The 18,233-nt window shown below is 46.0% G+C and carries 16 protein-coding genes; 3 read left to right on the top strand and 13 right to left on the bottom strand.

Features of this window, described 5'->3' with window-relative positions:
- The 7 genes from KOD92_RS18820 to glpK form a co-directional block, all read right to left on the bottom strand.
- Positions 1–1,161, bottom strand: a complete 1,161-nt coding sequence (locus tag KOD92_RS18820) for an SDR family NAD(P)-dependent oxidoreductase (RefSeq protein ID WP_215235128.1) — start codon at positions 1,159–1,161, stop codon at positions 1–3.
- Between the two features lie 110 nt (positions 1,162–1,271).
- The gene (locus KOD92_RS18815) at positions 1,272–2,669 is read right to left on the bottom strand and encodes an NADH-quinone oxidoreductase subunit N (RefSeq protein ID WP_215235127.1); all 1,398 of its coding nucleotides are present in this window, start codon (positions 2,667–2,669) and stop codon (positions 1,272–1,274) included.
- Positions 2,670–2,677: 8 nt separating this feature from the next.
- On the bottom strand, positions 2,678–4,126 hold the full coding sequence (locus KOD92_RS18810; protein ID WP_215235126.1) for a complex I subunit 4 family protein: 1,449 nt from the start codon (positions 4,124–4,126) through the stop codon (positions 2,678–2,680).
- 47 nt (positions 4,127–4,173) lie between these two features.
- Positions 4,174–6,090, bottom strand: coding sequence for an NADH-quinone oxidoreductase subunit L (nuoL, locus tag KOD92_RS18805; protein WP_215235125.1), 1,917 nt, complete (start codon positions 6,088–6,090; stop codon positions 4,174–4,176).
- Between the two features lie 20 nt (positions 6,091–6,110).
- Positions 6,111–6,464, bottom strand: a complete 354-nt coding sequence (gene nuoK / locus KOD92_RS18800; RefSeq protein ID WP_255700693.1) for an NADH-quinone oxidoreductase subunit NuoK — start codon at positions 6,462–6,464, stop codon at positions 6,111–6,113.
- 102 nt (positions 6,465–6,566) lie between these two features.
- Positions 6,567–7,376, bottom strand: coding sequence for a 3'-5' exonuclease (locus KOD92_RS18795; RefSeq protein WP_215235124.1), 810 nt, complete (start codon positions 7,374–7,376; stop codon positions 6,567–6,569).
- Between the two features lie 108 nt (positions 7,377–7,484).
- Complete coding sequence (glpK, locus tag KOD92_RS18790; RefSeq protein ID WP_215235123.1) at positions 7,485–8,984, bottom strand: glycerol kinase GlpK; 1,500 nt, start codon at positions 8,982–8,984, stop codon at positions 7,485–7,487.
- Between the two features lie 122 nt (positions 8,985–9,106).
- Here glpK and pbpC point away from each other — a divergent pair, with 122 nt between their 5' ends.
- On the top strand, positions 9,107–11,404 hold the full coding sequence (gene pbpC / locus KOD92_RS18785) for a penicillin-binding protein 1C (protein ID WP_215235122.1): 2,298 nt from the start codon (positions 9,107–9,109) through the stop codon (positions 11,402–11,404).
- A gap of 336 nt (positions 11,405–11,740) precedes the next feature.
- Here pbpC and KOD92_RS18780 read toward each other — a convergent pair whose 3' ends face one another.
- From KOD92_RS18780 to KOD92_RS18765, 4 genes are read right to left on the bottom strand one after another with little or no spacing between them, the layout of a single operon-like run.
- A complete protein-coding gene (locus tag KOD92_RS18780; protein ID WP_215235121.1) occupies positions 11,741–12,769 on the bottom strand; it encodes a M28 family peptidase in 1,029 nt (342 codons plus the stop codon).
- Entirely contained in the window at positions 12,753–13,265 is a 513-nt protein-coding gene (locus tag KOD92_RS18775; protein WP_215235120.1) for a DUF192 domain-containing protein, read from the bottom strand. Before KOD92_RS18775 ends, KOD92_RS18780 begins: the two co-directional genes overlap by 17 nt.
- 2 nt (positions 13,266–13,267) lie before the next feature.
- The gene (gene cysS, locus KOD92_RS18770) at positions 13,268–14,770 is read right to left on the bottom strand and encodes a cysteine--tRNA ligase (RefSeq protein ID WP_215235119.1); all 1,503 of its coding nucleotides are present in this window, start codon (positions 14,768–14,770) and stop codon (positions 13,268–13,270) included.
- Between the two features lie 28 nt (positions 14,771–14,798).
- Positions 14,799–15,188 (bottom strand): DUF5618 family protein, encoded by a 390-nt coding sequence (locus KOD92_RS18765; protein ID WP_215235118.1) that lies wholly within the window; start codon positions 15,186–15,188, stop codon positions 14,799–14,801.
- A gap of 194 nt (positions 15,189–15,382) precedes the next feature.
- On the opposite strand from KOD92_RS18765, the gene KOD92_RS18760 reads away from it, so the two are divergent.
- Both KOD92_RS18760 and KOD92_RS18755 read left to right on the top strand, forming a co-directional pair.
- Entirely contained in the window at positions 15,383–16,300 is a 918-nt protein-coding gene (locus tag KOD92_RS18760; protein ID WP_215235117.1) for a PfkB family carbohydrate kinase, read from the top strand.
- 74 nt (positions 16,301–16,374) lie between these two features.
- Positions 16,375–17,172, top strand: a complete 798-nt coding sequence (locus KOD92_RS18755) for a glycerophosphodiester phosphodiesterase family protein (protein WP_215235116.1) — start codon at positions 16,375–16,377, stop codon at positions 17,170–17,172.
- Positions 17,173–17,184: 12 nt separating this feature from the next.
- Here the strand turns inward: KOD92_RS18755 and KOD92_RS18750 are convergent, their stop codons facing one another.
- Both KOD92_RS18750 and KOD92_RS18745 read right to left on the bottom strand, forming a co-directional pair.
- Positions 17,185–17,724 carry a DNA-3-methyladenine glycosylase I gene (locus KOD92_RS18750; RefSeq protein ID WP_215235115.1) on the bottom strand — a complete coding sequence of 180 codons (540 nt, stop codon included), beginning with the start codon at positions 17,722–17,724 and terminating at the stop codon, positions 17,185–17,187.
- Positions 17,725–17,751: 27 nt separating this feature from the next.
- Complete coding sequence (locus KOD92_RS18745; RefSeq protein ID WP_215235114.1) at positions 17,752–18,207, bottom strand: GyrI-like domain-containing protein; 456 nt, start codon at positions 18,205–18,207, stop codon at positions 17,752–17,754.
- Positions 18,208–18,233: the final 26 nt, after the last annotated feature.

Below are 18,233 nucleotides of genomic sequence, written 5' to 3'. Positions count from 1 at the left end.
TCACGACCTGACTGGCGAATGTTTCAATATAGAATTCACCGCATTGGCCTGACCAGACAGATAAACAAACACATATCGTAGCGCGGCGCTGATTTGTGAATCGGTTCCACGGTGCATTAAGTCTTCGAGTAATGAAGTTACTTCTTCAAAAGCAGCTGCGGGAACTTGTTCAGAAACAGCTATTCTTGTTTTAGAATGGCTGCCTGGCTTAACCGTCTCATTATCATTCAGCAGGTCTTCGTGAAGCTTTTCCCCCGGGCGTAATCCGGTGAATATCATCTCGATATCTCTGTGCGGTAGCAATCCGTATGCACTGACCATCTGTTCTGCAATGGAGACGATTGAAATGCGGTCGCCCATATCGAAGAACATAATATTGCCATTTTCACCCGTAGCGAAAGCGTGCAGTACCAGTTGGCAGGCTTCCGCGGAAGTCATGAAATAGCGCGTTGCGAAAGGGTGTGTGATGGTCACCGGCCCTCCCTTTTCAATCTGGCTTTGCAGGATGTTGGTGAATGAGCCGCTAGAACCGAGTACATTCCCGAATCTGGTAGTGATAAAGCGGGTTGTACTGTGTGAAGTAGGGTGAATATGCTGGATATAAAGCTCCGCGAGCCGCTTGGTAGCGCCCATGACACTCGCCGGCCTCACTGCTTTGTCTGTCGAAACGAGCAGGAAGCAGCTTACTGCATATTTTACTGCCAGGTCGGCCAGTATTTTGGTGCCAAAGAAATTGACTTTCAATGCTTCATAAGGATGTTTTTGCATCACGGCAACGTGCTTGTAAGCGGCAGCATGGAAAATAATATGGGGCCGCATTGCCGAAATAATCCTTTCCATTCTGTTCAGATCCGTAATATCTGCTACATACAATTCGATTCGAATATCCGGGAATGCGTTTCTTATTGTCGTTTCCAACTCAAATAATGCAGTTTCCGATTGGTCGATCAAAACCAGCAACGCCGGCGAAGCGGCACAAAGCTGTGTCGCCAGCTCACTTCCGATCGAGCCGGCTGCTCCGGTTATTAATACTTTTTTGTCTGCGATCTGGCTGGTGGAATTTTGATGATCAGTACAGATCGGCTCGCGGGATAGGTTTTTCAAAAAAATGGCGAAAGCCGACTTGCTGTCTATGCACTTTTTGGAAACAGGTGATTTCATCAACGATATTTTTAGTACGGAAATATCGTTGAGACGCAAGAAGCGGATGGAGGTAACAAAAAAAGAGCCGCAAATCGTGCAGCTCTTTCTACTAAGTAAATATTGTAGCTTTAAATTAGTCCTTCGAATATACCAGGGGCAAGGCCAAACAGGATTGTAAGGAACGTAGCGAGTACTAAAATGACCTTATAGAAAGGCGCAACGCGGATTTTTACTAAATCACCCTCTTTTAAATATGAAGAAATAATTACCCGGAAATAATAGTAAATACCGACCGTCGACATTAAAACTGCTATAACTGTGATCCAAATAATCCCTCGCTCGGCAGCACTTGTGAAGATGAAAAATTTCCCCCAGAAGCCGGCTGTTAACGGGATACCCGCCAGTGAAAGCATTGAAACAGTCAATACAAATGCAAGAAGCGGGTTTTGTTTGGCCAAACCGTTGAATGCATCGTAATATTCGTTCGGCTGACCTCCAATTGTTTTCTCTTTTGAGACCAACATTAATACCCCAAATGCGCAGATCGTGGAAAGTGAATAGGCAAGGGAATAGAAAATAATCGCGTTTTGCGAAGGCTTGCTTAATGCAGTTAATGCAATAAGCAGGTAACCTGCGTGCGAAATACCCGAATAGGCGAGCATTCTCTTGAAACTGTTCTGGCTGGTTGCACCAATGTTTCCGACAAGCAGGGTAAGTACCGCGATCGCTGCAATAACAATCCACCAGAAACCGTATACTCCGGTGAAAGATCCGCTTAAAAGTCTGAACAAGGCAGCGAAACCTGCTGTTTTAACAACCGTCGACATGAAAGTTGTAAAGATCGTCGGCGCGCCTTCGTATACATCAGGAGTCCAGAAGTGGAACGGCGCTGCTGAGACTTTGAAAAGCATACCGATCAACAGCAAAAGCAAGCCGGCGTAGAGGATATATGATTCCGAACCTACCTGCATATTAGAGGCAAATCCCTGAATTTGTTCAAGTTTGAAAGAGCCGGTCGCGCCGTAAAGCAACGTAATTCCGAAAAGCATAAATCCTGTCGCAAACGCGCCCATCAGGAAGTATTTCAATGCAGCTTCATTGGAGCGCAGGTTACGCTTGTTGCTTCCGGTGAGCACATACATCGCGACAGACAGTATCTCAACACCAATAAACAGCATGATCAGATGCTGGAAACCCACCATCATCAATGCGCCTACCAGTGAGAACAGCATCAAACCAAAATATTCGGCAGGCTCTGAATCAGGATTATCCTGAAAACCGCCGGAAATGGCGAAGATCATGAAAGCCGATAATAGTATAATTCCGTTAAAAGCAAGGGTGACATTATCCACCCGAAGCATATCGTAGAAGTACAATAATGGTCCCTTGTTCCATTCCAGAAAGTTGCCGGCCAGGGCAATGATCAGGAAAAGCAGCGTAGCCGGGAGAAGAATATTCTTTGATTTCGAAAAGCCCAGAAAGAGCGTTACGATTCCAAAAAATGATAATAAAACAATGGGGTACATATTTATACTTAGTTATTTACCAGTTGTAAAAGTTGACTTACAGCAGGTTCGGTTAGTTTCAGAAATGTACTTGGATAGATACCGATCCAGAAAACCATGATAATTAAAGGCAAAAGAACAGCGCGCTCGCTGGCGGTCAGGTCCTGAAAACCTTCCACCCACTTCGACTTCGGCCCAAACATGGATTTCTGAAAAAGCCGCAGCATATAAACAGAGCCTAAAATGATCGTGAGACCGGCGATTGCTCCTAGTATCGCATCGTATTGAAAAACGCTTGAAAGCAGCAAGAATTCACCCACAAAACCATTGGTAAGCGGAAGTGCCACGCTACCAAGCAGCAGGATCATAAAGTATACGCTCAAATGCGGCGAAGTCTGCGAAATGCCGCCTAGCTGATCCAGATAGCGTGTTTTTGTTCTGGAATAAATAATATCAACAATAAAGAAAAGCCCTATTACATTGATCCCGTGCGCAAGCATTTGTATCAGCGCGCCTTGCAAACCATTTAAAGAAGAAGAGAAAACACCTGCGGCCATTAAGCCCACGTGAGCAAACGATGAATAGGCTATGAGGCGTTTCATATCACTTTGCTGGATCGCGATGATAGAGCCGTAGATAATTCCGATTACGGAAAGGATCATAGCCATTAAACCCCAGTTTTCCATTCCCGAAGGAACAATAGGGAGCAAAAAGCGGATCAGACCATAAACCCCCATTTTTAACATAATACCCGAAAGCAACATGGTAGCCGGCGTAGGGGATTCTGTATAAGTATCTGGCTGCCAGGTGTGAAAAGGGAAGAGAGGCATTTTGATCGCAAAAGCGATGAAGAATGCCCAGAAAATAAATCCTTGTACGCCGGGGGTAAGTTGCAGTCTGTAAAACTCAGTGATTTCCGATGAATGCGTGCCGGGAGTCTGGTAGTATAAGTAAACCAGCGCAACGAGCATGAACAGACTCCCGAAAATGGTGTAAATGAAAAATTTGAATGTGACTTTCAAACGATTTTCGCCACCCCACACTGCTGAAAGGAAATATACCGGAATCAGCGCCGCTTCGAAGAACAAATAGAATAGAAATGCGTCAGTAGCCGTAAATACCCCGATCAATGCCGATTCCATAAATAGGATCAGCGAATAGAAAGTGGCGGTGGATTTGTAGGTGTTTTTGAATGCTGAAAGAATGATCAGTGGTGTCAGAAAAGTAGTTAACAGCACGAGTAACAGGCTGATACCGTCAATTCCAGCGGCGAATGAAATGCCGCTTGCTGCCAGCCACGCATATTTGAAACCGAACTGCGTACCTGCCATCGGATCAAATTGCTGCCACACAAATATTGCCAGACCAAGCGATGCAAGCCCGCCGATCAGTGCAACCTGTTTGGCGAGACGCTCCCCTGACAAGAGAGTAATAATTCCTGCCGCAATCGGTAAAAGTATTAAAAGAAGAGTAAGCATATTTTAAGTCAACGGTCAGCAGTGAATGGTGAACGGATGTTAATAAATCAAAGTAAAAGCTTCCAGAAAAGGATCGCGACGATTCCCAGTACCATTGCAAAAACGTAGTCGCCAGTCGAGCCGGTTTGCGTTTTTCTAAGCATTTTGGCAGAGAAGCTGGTCAGCCTTACAGCCGCATTTACAAACAGGTCAATGAAAAATTCACCAAAACTGTACAGGATATTCGACAGTGTTTTGGTTGATTTGACAAAAACATTATCATACAATTCGTCCACGTAATACTTGTTGTAAACCAGTCGCTGCAAGCCGGATTTTTCGGCCGAGTCAGGCGCAGGTACAGAAGCTTTCTGAACGTACATTACATACGCTACCACCGCCGAAATCAATGCGACAGCTACTGAAACGCCCATTAGCAGGTATTCTTCGGAATGTGAAAGAGTAGTTGGTTCAAAACCGGCTGGATTGGCCTGCCGGGCAGCATCGTAAAGCGGGCTCATGAATTCTGCCAAATGGTGGCTTCCGTGCAAAGCCTCAGGCACTCCGATAAAGCCTCCAACTGCCGAAAGTACAGCCAGGATAACGAGCGGAATCGTCATGGAAGCAGGTGACTCGTGTAAATGATGTTCCTGTTCGTGCGTACCACGAAAGTTTCCAAAAAAGGTAAGGAAGAGCAGGCGGAACATATAAAAGGAAGTCATCAGCGATCCGATCACACCGATTACCCAAAGCAATTTGTTGTGCTCAAATACGTGGGCAAGGATCTCATCTTTGGAGAAAAACCCTGCAAATGGTGGAATACCTGCAATTGCAATTGTTGCAATCAGGAACGTAATGAACGTGATCGGCAGCTTTTTGCGCAGCCCGCCCATATTTCGGATATCCTGCTCGTCGGACATCGCGTGGATCACGCTACCCGCGCCGAGGAAAAGTAATGCTTTGAAGAACGCGTGGGTAATTACGTGGAACATGGAAGCCGAATACGCCATTGCGCCAAGGCCCATGAACATATAACCCAGCTGACTTACAGTCGAATAGGCCAGTACTTTCTTAATGTCATTTTGTAAAAGACCAATTGACGCTGCAAAGATCGCCGTCAAACCACCTATAATACCCACGATTTCCAGTGCGGAAGGCGCAAGCGAATAGAGGACGTTGGAGCGGATCACCATATAAATTCCAGCTGTAACCATCGTAGCGGCGTGGATCAATGCGGAAACGGGCGTTGGTCCGGCCATTGCATCGGGCAGCCAGGTGTACAATGGAATTTGTGCAGATTTACCCATTGCCCCAATAAATAGGAAGAGGCAAATTGTAACGATTACGGGATCTTCCAGCGAAAAGCTGCTGGCCTGTGCGAATACTTCCGTGTATTCAACCGAACCGAAAGTGGCGATGATCGTGAAAATGCCTAGCAGAAAGCCAAGGTCACCTACACGGTTCATAATGAATGCCTTGCGGGCGGTGTTGTTGTAGTTTGTGTTTTTATTCCAAAACCCGATTAGCAGATATGAACACAATCCGACACCTTCCCAGCCGATAAACATGATCACATAATTGGACCCGAGCACCAGCAAAAGCATGAAGAACAAAAACAGGTTGAGGTAAGCGAAAAACTTGCCAAAACCTTCGTCGTGGTGCATGTAGCCGATCGAATAAATATGGATCAGCGAACCTACGCCCGTGATGATCATCAGCATTAGCAATGACAGCTGATCGATCTGGAATGAAAAGGGAATGCGCAGGTCGCCAACTGTAATCCATTCGAAGAGTGGAACCACGAGGGGCTGACTTCCGGATGCGACGAAATCGTTGAAAGTCATGACCGAAATAACGAAACTGGCCACAACAGCCAGCGTGCCAATTATTCCGACAGCTCCTTTGGGTATTGTTTTAAATCCGATTCCATTGATCAGAAAGCCGATGAGCGGCAATAGCGGAATCAGGATGAGTAATGATGCAGACATAATTATTTACAGGTGGAAACCTACCACTTCAATTTATTGAGAAAACCAATATCTGTATTTCGGGTATTGCGGTAAATCATTACGATAATAGCAAGTCCCACAGCTACTTCGGCGGCGGCGACGGCCATAATAAAGAATACGAAAACCTGACCGGAAGGATCTGATCTGTAAGAAGAAAAGGCGATCAACAACAGGTTGGCCGCATTCAGCATCAGCTCCACAGACATGAAAATGATGATCGCGTTTCTTCTGGTGAGAACTCCGATGATACCAATCACGAAGAGTAAAGTACTGAGGATCAGGTAATGTTGAAGAGGGATATTTTGAATAACCGACGGTATGCTAACCTCTGGAATATTAGGGTTTGGAATCATATCAGATTTACCTTATAGGATATTCTGTTAAATATTCAAAAATAGATTTCCGGCAAAAATAGGTATAAATACTACTTACTCAAACCAGTTCGAAAGTTTATCTCAGCGCTGGGTAAGTCCTCTCAGCTTGATCTCTGTCAGTTTCCGCTTGGTGTCCAGCGGGAATTCGCCTTTCATCATCCAGTCAAAGAAAGAAGGTTCATTTTTGAGGATATCCACCACTTTTTTACCATTGTGTTTCCCGAAATTGAAAACCTCTTCGCCCTTATCATTGAACACCATTCTGCCCGCGAAATCGATCACACGGGAGGCAGTCAGGTCGTGCAGCGCGCCGACGTCATTTTTGATCGGCTCGGTTTCTTTCCCGTGACTGTCTGTGATGATAACACCTTCATACTTAGCGATCTGACCTTGCAATACTTCGAAAGTAGCGATCGTATCTGCTTCGGCACTGTGCGCATTTTCGAGCGTTTTGCCGCAATAAAATTTGTAAGCAGCTGCCAGGTTACGAGGCTCCATCATGTGATAAATGCGCTGTGCATCAACCATTTTCCGATTTTTAACATCGAAATCGACACCTACACGCAGGAATTCTTCTACCAGCATTGGAATATCAAACCTATTGCTGTTAAACCCGGCGAGGTCACAACCATCAAGAAATGTCGAGAGATTTTTGGCAATGCTTTTGAAAGTCGGAGAATCCTTTACGTCCTCGTCGTATATCCCGTGGATCAGGCTGCTTTCAAGCGGGATCGGCATTTCAGGATTGATTCTCCTGGTACGGATCTCGGTTTCTCCATTCACCAAAGCTTTGACCACTGATATTTCCACAATCCGGTCCCGACAAATATTGACTCCCGTGGTCTCAAGATCAAAAAAAGCGAGGGGCTTTTTCAGATGGAGGGTATGCATAAGGCAACTCTAATTTATTTAGCGACCCGAAGTTACGCCATAAGCCCACATAGCGCAAGAAAGGCAGTTGTTTGGAAAGATTATAAAAAGTCTGGGTTTCGCCCCGGATCATTCCATCCAGTCGTAGGACTTCGTAACAGCTTTTTGCCATCCTTTGTAGAATCTGCTACGTGTTTCCTCTTCCATATCCGGATTCCACGTATGCGCTATTGCCCAGTTGCGTTTCAGTTCTTCGGTGTTTTTCCAATAGCCTACTGCTAGTCCGGCGGCGTAGGCGGCTCCTAATGCGGTCGTTTCGGCTACGGCCGGGGAAACTACCTGGGTATTAAGTATATCGGATTGAAATTGCATTAGTAACTGGTTCGAAACCATTCCGCCGTCTACTCGAAGTGAAGCGAGCTCGATACCTGAATCCTGTTCCATGGCGCGTACGACGTCCACGGTCTGGTAGGCGGTTGCTTCCAAAACTGCCCTGGCAATGTGGCCTTTGTTGACATACCTGGTCAGCCCGGCGATCACGCCGCGCGCGTCGTTTCGCCAGTAAGGTGCGTAAAGTCCGGAGAATGCGGGGACGAAATAGGCGCCTCCGTTGTCTTCCACGGTTTTGGCCAGACTTTCAATTTCACTGCTGTTTTTGATCAATCCTAAATTATCCCTAACCCACTGCACCAGCGCGCCTGTTACCGCCACGCTACCTTCCAATGCATATTGAACCGGCTGATTACCAAACTGATAGGATATGGTAGTAAGCAATCCGTTTTCCGAAGTTTTGAGCTCATTCCCTGTATTCATCACCAAAAAACAGCCGGTACCATACGTATTTTTAGCCATTCCCGGCTCAAAGCAGGTTTGTCCAACCAATGCGGCGTGCTGATCGCCGAGGTCGCCGGCGACAGGTACACCAGGCAGAATTTCGTTGGTCACGTGACCGTACACTTCGCTACTGCTTTTAATGGCGGGCAGCATTTTTTCGGGGATTTGGTAAGCTTCCAGCATGCTCGCGTCCCACTGCAAAGTGCGCAGGTTCATGAGCTGCGTGCGACTTGCATTCGACACGTCGGTCACGTGAATGCCGCTTTGCGTGCTTCCCGTCAAATGCCAGATCAGGAATGTATCGATGTTTCCAAAAAGCGCCTCGCCCTTTTCTGCATCTTCCCGCAATCCTTCTACATTATCGAGCAGCCACTTCAATTTCAAACCGCTGAAATAGGTTGAAACCGGCAGGCCGGTAATATCCCTGAACTGGTTCAGGCCGCCTTCCCGCTCGTATTTGGCGACCAGTTCCGTCGTTCTCGTATCCTGCCAAACGAGCGCGTTATAGTAAGGTTTTCCTGTTCTTTTGTTCCAAACAACCGTCGTTTCGCGCTGGTTGGTAATACCGATCGCCGCAATATCCGCCGCCGTCGCCGATGCATTGATCCTTGCTATTGCGATCACTTCCAGTGTATTTTTCCAAATCTCAACGGGATTATGTTCCACCCAGCCCGGCTGCGGGTAAATTTGCTCGTGCTCTTTTTGCCCGACAGAAATGATATTTCCACTGTGGTCGAAAAGAATGCAGCGTGTGCTGGTAGTACCCTGGTCAATAGCGGCGATATATTTGGACATAATAGTATTTTGATTGGCTTTATTAGAAGTAAAGTCAGTAAGTAGTGAAAATTAACTGATCGCGGCAAAACAGAATCTAATTTTATCTTTGTCGGCAACTACCCGATTTACACACCTCCAATATGAAACGCGTACCGTTCAGAAAACTTTTGGTGACTGCCGCAGTCGTTGTTTTCCTGTTTCTGGTACTTGATTTCATATTTCCTTTCAAACCCACAATCCAATATGCTACGCAGATCACCGATCACCGGGGAACTGTAATTCATGCGTTTCTGAGCGGCGATGATAAGTGGCGGCTACAAACTGCATTGCCCGAAATCACGCCGCTGCTCAGCAAAACGCTGCTTTATAAGGAAGACCAATATTTCTATTATCATCCCGGAATTAATCCTTTGGCAATAGCCAGGGCCGCATTCAGGAATGTTTTTACGGGAAAAAGAACTTCTGGCGCATCTACAATTACAATGCAGGTAGTAAGGCTAACCCAGCCTCGCGAACGGACTTATTTTAATAAAATCATTGAAATGGCGCGCGCATTGCAGCTGGAAATGCATTTTACCAAAACGGAAATCCTTCAAATGTATGTGAACCTGATTCCGTACGGCGGGAATATCGAGGGGATCAAATCTGCTGCCTTACTATACTTCGGAAAACCGCCTCAGCTGCTTAGTCTGGCAGAAATTACTGCATTGACCATTATCCCGAACAGACCTTCCAGCCTGCGGCCAGGAACCAGGAACGACGCATTGAAACTGGCTAGAAATGAATGGTTGATGCACTTTGAAAAGGAGGGGTTATTTGAGGAAAATACTATTGAAGACGCATTAAACGAGCCTTTGCAGGTAAAAAGGTTACAGGCTCCGCGCAATGCACCGCACTTATCGATCCGGCTCAAACAGCAGTATCCCGACCAGCCTGTTATTGCGACTACTATTAAAATCCAGGCACAAAAGCAGATCGAAGAGCAGGTCCGGAATTTCATCAACCGCCGGAAAATGATGAATATCCACAATGCCTCGGTTTTGGTGGTCAATAATGAAACGATGGAGGTGGAAGCTTATATCGGTTCCGCCGATTTTGATAATCCTTTCGACGGCGGGCAGGTGGACGGCGTGAGAGCAGTAAGATCACCGGGAAGTACTTTGAAACCACTTTTGTATGCAGCCGCATTTGATAAAGGAATTATCACACCCAAATCTGTATTGAATGATGTTCCCGGAAATTTCAGCGGTTATGAGCCTGAAAACTTTGACCTGCGTTTCAATGGTCCGGTTACGACAACTTTTGCTTTGGCCAATTCACTGAATATCCCCGCGGTGCGGATTTTGAAGGATGTCAGCACTCCGTTTTTTATTGGTAAACTAAAAAAAGCTGGTTTTAAAACGATCGACAAGCAGGCGAAGGATCTAGGCTTATCGATGATTCTTGGCGGTTGCGGGGTTACTTTGGAAGAACTGACGCGCCTGTTTGCTGCATTTGCAAATAATGGAAAGTTGAATGCATTGAAATACACACAATCGAAGTCTGCGGCGAATGGACAGGAGATTGTTTCGGAAGAAGCTACATTTCTGGTCACGGATATTCTCACCCAGATTACCCGGCCGGATTTGCCTACGAATTTTGACAATACTTATCATTTACCCAAAATCGCGTGGAAAACGGGCACTTCGTATGGAAAGCGGGATGCGTGGAGTATTGGTTATAATAAAAGGTACACGGTAGGAGTGTGGGTCGGGAATTTTTCCGGGGAAGGCGTACCTGAGTTAAGTGGCGCCAATACGGCGACCCCGTTGCTTTTCTCGATATTCAATTCACTCGATTACAATTCCACAAAAGGCTGGTACCAGTCTCCCGCCAACATTTCAGTCCGGCAGGTATGCCCGGAGACAGGTGATATTCCTTCCGATTTTTGTCCGCACGCGATTCCCGATCAATATATAGTAGGTGTTTCCAATTATAAAAAGTGCCAGCATTTGCGCTGGGTTTTTACAGATCCTGCCGGCAGAATATCTTATTGTACCTATTGTCTCCCTGAGACTGGTTTCGAGAAAAAAGCATATTCCAATCTCGCGCCCGAGCTGATTGCATTTAACGAACTACAAAAAATCCCTTATCAGAAGATTCCACCGCACAACCCGAAATGCGAGCGCGTTTTTCACGAAGGCGCGCCGCTTATTGTGAGTCCGAATGAGGGTAGCGAGTATTACATTCAAAAAGAAGAGCCGCAGCAATTACAGCTGGCGTGTCAGGCGGCAAACGATGTGGAGGAAGTTTTTTGGTATATCAATGATAAGCTCACCAAAAAAGCCAAACCGCAAGAACCCATTTTCATCACCCCGCCAATGGGAAGGGTAAAGATTTCATGCAGCGACGATAAGGGACGGAATTCGGATGTTTGGGTTATGGTGCGAAGGATGTAGGGGTTGTTCGGGGGTAGTTCGGGGTTGTTTGGGGTTGTTCGGGGTTGTTCGAGGTTGTCATTTGTGGTCACTTATTGTCATTTGTGGTCATTTTTGTTTCGCTCGGTTCTAGGTCAAAAGCAAACAATACCGAACTACCCGATCCACTTCGAACAACACCCGAACCATCCCGATCCACTTCGAACCATCCCGATCCACTTCAAACCACCCCGAACAACACCCGAACCACCCGATCCACTTCGAACCACCCCAAACAATCAATGACAACCAGTGACCACCAATGACAATCAATGACCACAATGACAATCAATGACAACCAGTGACCACCAATGACCCTTACAACGCCTGCCCCGCGGCCTCCTGGTACAGTACCTGCATCAATGTCTGCCCGACGGCTTTCAAAGTATTCGGGTCAATGTTTTCCATCGTATCATGGCTGGTGTGCCACTGAGGGAAAAAGGTGAGTGCCAGGCTGTTTTGTTTGGTGTGGATAATATCGATCATCGGAATGCCGGCTACCTTGTTCACCGGCCAATGGTCGTCGGTAATGGAAGTGCCTCTTTCGTCGATAAAGTAATTGTTGTAACCGATTCGGCTCGCGGTAGTCCAAACCTGCCTTACCACCTCTTCTGCCACCTGCACGGAATGTCCTTCTTTCAAAAACGTAGCGCCTTTTGCACCTACCATATCCAGCAAAATACCAAAGTAGGCCGTGTAATTGGGAGTATGTTTGTTGGCGGACCAATATTGAGAGCCGAGGCAAAATCCGCTGTATTCCATCTTGGTAGGCTCATCTGAGCTGCCCCAGTCTTCGGCATCAAAGAAGATAATATCTACGCCGATATCCGGTTTGGTAGTTTGTGAAGAAAGTACTCTGGCCACTTCCAGTAACACACCTACACCACTCGCTCCGTCATTTGCGGCGAGTACCGGCTTATCTTTTACAACTGAATCCTGATCTGAAAACGGGCGGGAATCCCAGTGTGCAGCAAGCAAAATGCGTTTTGAAGCCGCGGGATTGAAGCTACCAATGATATTACGTGCATTTAGCTTGGTGCCGTCGAAAGTAGTCGGTGTAAAAGGCTGCTCGGTAACTTGCAAACCGTATTTTTTCAGAGTTGCGACAAGGTAATCGCCGCAAAGCTGGTGCGGCTTGGAATTGGGAACGCGTGCGCCGAAATCGACTTGCTTTTGAACGAATGCATACGCAGAGTCAGGATTAAATGCCGGGCTGGCGACCAGCTTGACCGCCTGTTCGCTGGTTTGCTCGGAGCTGGTATTGCTCTTGCAGCCGTAAATTAATAGTGTAAGAGAAAAAATATAAGTGAATCTCTTGAAAAATAGGCTCCTAGAAAGAAATAGCATCTCCTGTTTTGATATTGTTACGTTCACTGAATCCGGCATTTACTTCTACCACATATTGCGCATCACCGAGTGAAGGCACCGCTTCGTCGGAATAGGGTTCGGTATTGGCTGCGATGGAAATGATTTTTTTGTTGGCATCCACATACATAATATCGAGTGGAATGCTCGTATTATGCATCCAGAAACTCTGCGGCTCCGGGCGGTCAAAAATGAAAAGCATACCCACCGAGTCGGGAATGGAGGAACGGTACATCAGCCCCTTTGCACGCTCGTTTTCGTTCTCTGCAATTTCAACGTCGATCTTCAAATGTACTTTGCCGTTTTTCAAAAAGGTTACCTCACCTTCCTTTACGAAATTTGGCGCTTCGGCCGGAACATTCAGATTGATTGGTTCAACCTTACTAGTGGTGATAAACGGGACCAGATAATAAGCCGCCCCACCCAGTAGAAACACGCCCAACAGAATATAAGCGATGATCGATTGCCGGTTTTTCATGGTTATTCTTCGTAAGCCCAGTCCACCCGCACTTTCGTGTCGCGGATTACCAGACCCTGATTTTTGAAATAAGAACGGATTTCGTCTACTTTTTCGTAGTTCTGCAATTTTTTAAATTCGCGGTAAAGGTTCAGCATTCCGTCCAGTATCGCATAACCTTCCGCCAGCTCCTCTTGCAAGCCGAGTACATCTTCGAAGAAAACAACGAATTTTTCTTTCAGCAGATTAAATGTATCCTCACCAATTGCCGCAGGTTTCAGCTGCCCCATATTGAGCATATTGATGTATTTGAGCAAATTAAAAAGGTTGGCAAATGCGACTGCGGTATTCAGATCGTCGTTCATCGCGGCGTAAAAACCGTCGACTGATTTTTGAATATCGGCTTTTTTTGCTTCGTCAATAGCAATTTCTTCTTCGGCAGAATAGGTCAGCAGTTTCGCATTCCTTAACCCGTTTGCCAGCTTTTTGTAGCCTTTATGTGCCGCTTTTAAAGCATCGTTTGAAAAATCAAGCGTACTCCGATATTGACTTTGCAACATAAAAAACCGCACGGTCATCGGGCTGTAAGCCTGGTCGAGCAGCTCGTGGCTACCTGCAAAAAGCTCGGAAGGCAGAAAGGAGTTACCCAGCGATTTCGACATTTTTTGCCCGTTCACAGTCAGCATATTGGTATGCATCCAGTAACGCACAGGTTCCTCGCCGGTGAGCGATTTTCCCTGCGCGATCTCGCATTCGTGGTGGGGAAATTTTAAATCCATTCCGCCGCCATGAATATCGAACTGCTTGCCTAAGTACTTCTTACTCATGCAGGTACACTCCAAATGCCAGCCTGGGAAGCCCATTCCCCAGGGAGAATCCCATTGCATAATATGTTCCGGACTGGCTTTTTTCCACAATGCAAAATCGAGTGGATTGCGTTTTTCTGCCTGCCCGTCGAGCTCCCGCGTTTCATTTAAAAGGTCCTCGATAATGCGGCCGGAAAGCTTTCCATATTCATTTCCCGCGCCCTGGTATTTATTAATATCAAAATAGACAGAACCGTTTGATTCGTACGCGGCGCCTTTTTCGATCAGCGTCTGCACCGCCTCGATCTGTTCGATCAAATGGCCGGTGGCAGTAGGTTCAATGCTGGGAGTTAGCAGGTTAAATATGGCTGTAACATCGTGGAAATCATTGGTGTACCGCTGCACGATCTCCATGGGTTCCAGCTTTTGCAGCTTCGCCATTTTGCCAATTTTATCCTCCCCTTCATCGCCGTCACCTACCAGGTGGCCCACGTCCGTGATATTCCGCACATAGCGCACTTTGTAGCCGATATGTGTGAGGTACCGGTAGAGAATATCGAATGCCAGAAAGGTGCGGATATTTCCTAAGTGTACATTATTATAGACCGTCGGCCCGCAGACGTACATCCCGACATAAGGAGGGGCGATCGGTACAAATACATCTTTCTTACGCGTAAGTGTATTGAATATCTTAAGAGGCTGGAAAGTTTGGTCGGTCATTTATCCGGTACTTACTGAAAATTAATTTTTAACTGATCATCTTTTTTTCGAGGCGGGTTTCCACCCACCTGATTATTTTCTCTGCTTCCTGTAACCCGACAGAAGCGAGTTTTGCACTTTTAGTGCCCTGGTATCCCATATCAATATGCAGGATCTGGTAAGCTGTGGTAAAGTTGGCAAGCAAACTTTTATCTATCCGACTGAGCTCATATTGGTACCATTCCACGCTTTTCGGTGTTTTCCTGTTTTTCTCTCCGAGCAGCTCGTTGAGCACCAGCAATATGCCTGTGTAAGCGGTGTGGCCGGCTATCTTGACGTACTTTTTGTCGTGATAAAGTCCGTCCTCTTTTTTTGCATTATTACTTAAAAAATCTTTCGCATTATCAATATGCCTGCGTGCTTCGGAAACTGCTTCCATTTGTTAGTATGTGTTTATAGTGAATAAATAAAAAGCTGATCAACAAAAATAGCAAATAACAGATGATAGATTCGCCGGCTGCCTAATATGCAGGGTAGGAAATATGCTATTCGGCTGTTTTGACTATCTTAGCAGCGTTTTTTGGTATTAAAACAAAGATTGAAACTAACTTAAAATCAACACAGTAATTATCTATGAGCTTACTAACCGTAGGGTCTGTTGCATTCGACGCGCTCGAAACGCCTTTTGGAAAAACAGATAAAATTATCGGAGGCGCCGCCACTTACATCACACTATCCGCTTCTTATTTCACAAAGGATAATAATCTGGTTGCCGTAGTAGGCGGCGATTTTCCAAAGGAAATGATCACGCTTTTGCAAGACCACGGCATTAATACCGAAGGATTGGAAATCGTTCAGGACGGAAAAACTTTCTTCTGGTCGGGCAAGTACCACGAGGATATGAACACCCGCGATACATTGGTGACCGAACTGAATGTAATGGAGCATTTCGACCCTACTATACCTGATTCTTACCAGGGTACCGAATTTCTGATGCTGGGAAATACAGTTCCGGCTACGCAGAAACTGGTGATCGAAAGAATGGCGAAACGTCCGAAACTGATCATGCTCGATACCATGAATTTGTGGATGAATATTGCGATGGACGATTTGAAAGAGGTTTTAAAAATGGTTGATCTGATCACGATTAACGACGAGGAAGCCCGCCAACTGTCAGGTGAATATTCGCTTCGTAAAGCGGCGAAGAAGATCATGGAAATGGGCCCGAAAACTTTGATCATTAAAAAAGGAGAGCACGGTGCGTTACTTTTCCAGGAAGACCGTATTTTCTTTGCACCGGCGTTGCCGCTTGAAGAGGTTTTTGACCCAACCGGCGCTGGTGACGTTTTTGCAGGTGGATTTATAGGTTACCTCGCCAGTACCAATGATATTTCATTCGAGAATATGAAGCGCGGGGTTATTTATGGTTCGGCGATGGCTTCTTTTTGTGTTGAAAAATTTGGTACGGAGCGTTTGGTTAATCTTTCACGTGAGGAAATCAATGCGCGGGTTCAGGAATTTGTGAATCTGAGCAGCTTTGAGATACAGTAATTTTTAGTTTAGAGTTGATGAGTCTATGAGTGCGGAGCTATTCACTGCACTTGTAGACTTTTATCTTTCAGATTATGATTGGCAAAAACTTCTTTATTCTGTTTTCCATCCTGGGACTTGCAGCTGGCGCACAGGCACAGCAGGTAAAGTTACCTCAGTGTAAAAATAAAACGGTTGTGATCGCCCATCGCGGGAATCATATTGCGGCCCCTGAAAATACGCTCGCTTCCTGCCGGGATGCGATCGAATGCGGCGCAGATTATGTCGAGGTCGATCTCCGGACTACAAAAGACGGGAAACTCGTAGTACTGCACGATAGTAAAGTCGACCGTACCACGAATGGGAGCGGCCGCATTTCAGAAATGAATCTGTCGGAAGTGCGGAAATTGCAGGTATTTAACCGAAATAAAAAAACACACCGGATCCCTGAATTCCAGGAAATGCTGGCCTTGTGCAAAGACAAGATCAATATCTATCTGGATTGTAAAGAAGCAAATATTGAGGAAGCCTGGAAGCAGATAAAAGCTGCGGGAATGGAAAATCAGGTGATAGTTTACCTCAACGATGAGCGCCAGTACCGGCAATGGAAAGAGCTAGCGCCGCATATTCCGCTGATGACAAGTCTGCCAAAAGATGTCACCAGCAAAGAGCAATTATTAGGGTTTTTGAAAAAAACACACGTTCAGATCCTGGACAATCTGAAAGATCCTGAATTGATCAAAGCAGCGAATGAAAACGGCGTGGAAGTTTGGCTGGATGTACAAAATCCGTCCGAAGGCCCGGTGACGTGGAAAGAAGCACTTGACAAAGGAGTTCAGGGATTACAAACCGACCAGCCGGCGCATTTGCTCACTTATTTAAAAGGACATTAAAACGAACGTCGGCTAGCCTGCCAACTGCTCAATTTTTTGATAAATAGGACAATCCGGCGAATGCGCGCCGGGTAAATATCCGGTACTCATTAAAAATTCGTTCACGATCTCGCCGCCAGTAAACTTGAATGTTTTCTTGAAAAGTTTGATCCACTCGGGCTTGGTAAGGGGGTGATTAGCATTGATCCAGCCTTTAAAAGAACCATATTCCTTTTGCAGTTCCAGAATCTTCTGCGCATTCACAATGGCCGCGTTGATTTTCAGCCGGTTTCTGACGATACCTGCATCCTGCATGAGCCGCTCGCGGTCATTTTCATCAAAAGCCGCCACTTTTTCAATCGAAAAACCAGCATAAGCTTCACGAAAAGAATGTTGCTTCCGCAGCATTAAAGTCCAGCTCAGCCCCGCCTGGTTTATTTCCAGCAGCAGTCGCCCGAAGAGTTCATCATCATCGTCGATCGGATAACCGTAGTGATTATCGTGGTACTCTTTATTTAAGAGAAAATCAGATAGCTCGGAGATATTATTGTTTATATAATCGCAGTAAGACATTGATAGTGAGTTGGTGAGTTTAAAATTTTAAAAGATACCAACTTGTACTTCCGTGGTATTTCCCGCAGGATTCTGAAAGTCCATATTGATATAAATTTCACGGTTCTGACCGGAAGGCGCGTGATTTCCTTCGCCTATTTTGGCAAAAATTTCACCGTAAACATTCCCTAATCCATTCCAATCTCCCTGTAATTCGTGAGAAATACACTTATATGGTTCCAGCAATTTTTGTTCGAATTCTGAGCTGGAAGCAGGCGCAGCGGGACTAACAGGCAATGCGATCGTGAGTTTGAAAACGGTGTCTGGGTTACCATCGGCGCCTTCATAAATCCAGTATACTGGACCGGTGATTTCCATATCGTGCTGAACCGCATCCCGATACAGCCGCCGGGCTACCAGCCTGACATATTGGAAAATATCGTTTAAAGTGGTTTCTGTCTCAAAATAGAGAACGTGGATCGGTTGAATGATCTTAAGTTGCATCGGGCTGTCTGTTAAGTAATAGGGCA

Source organism: Dyadobacter linearis (assembly GCF_907165045.1).
In the GTDB taxonomy this organism is placed as follows: Bacteria; Bacteroidota; Bacteroidia; order Cytophagales; family Spirosomataceae; genus Dyadobacter; species Dyadobacter linearis.
This window is presented reverse-complemented; position numbering and strand designations above follow the sequence as displayed.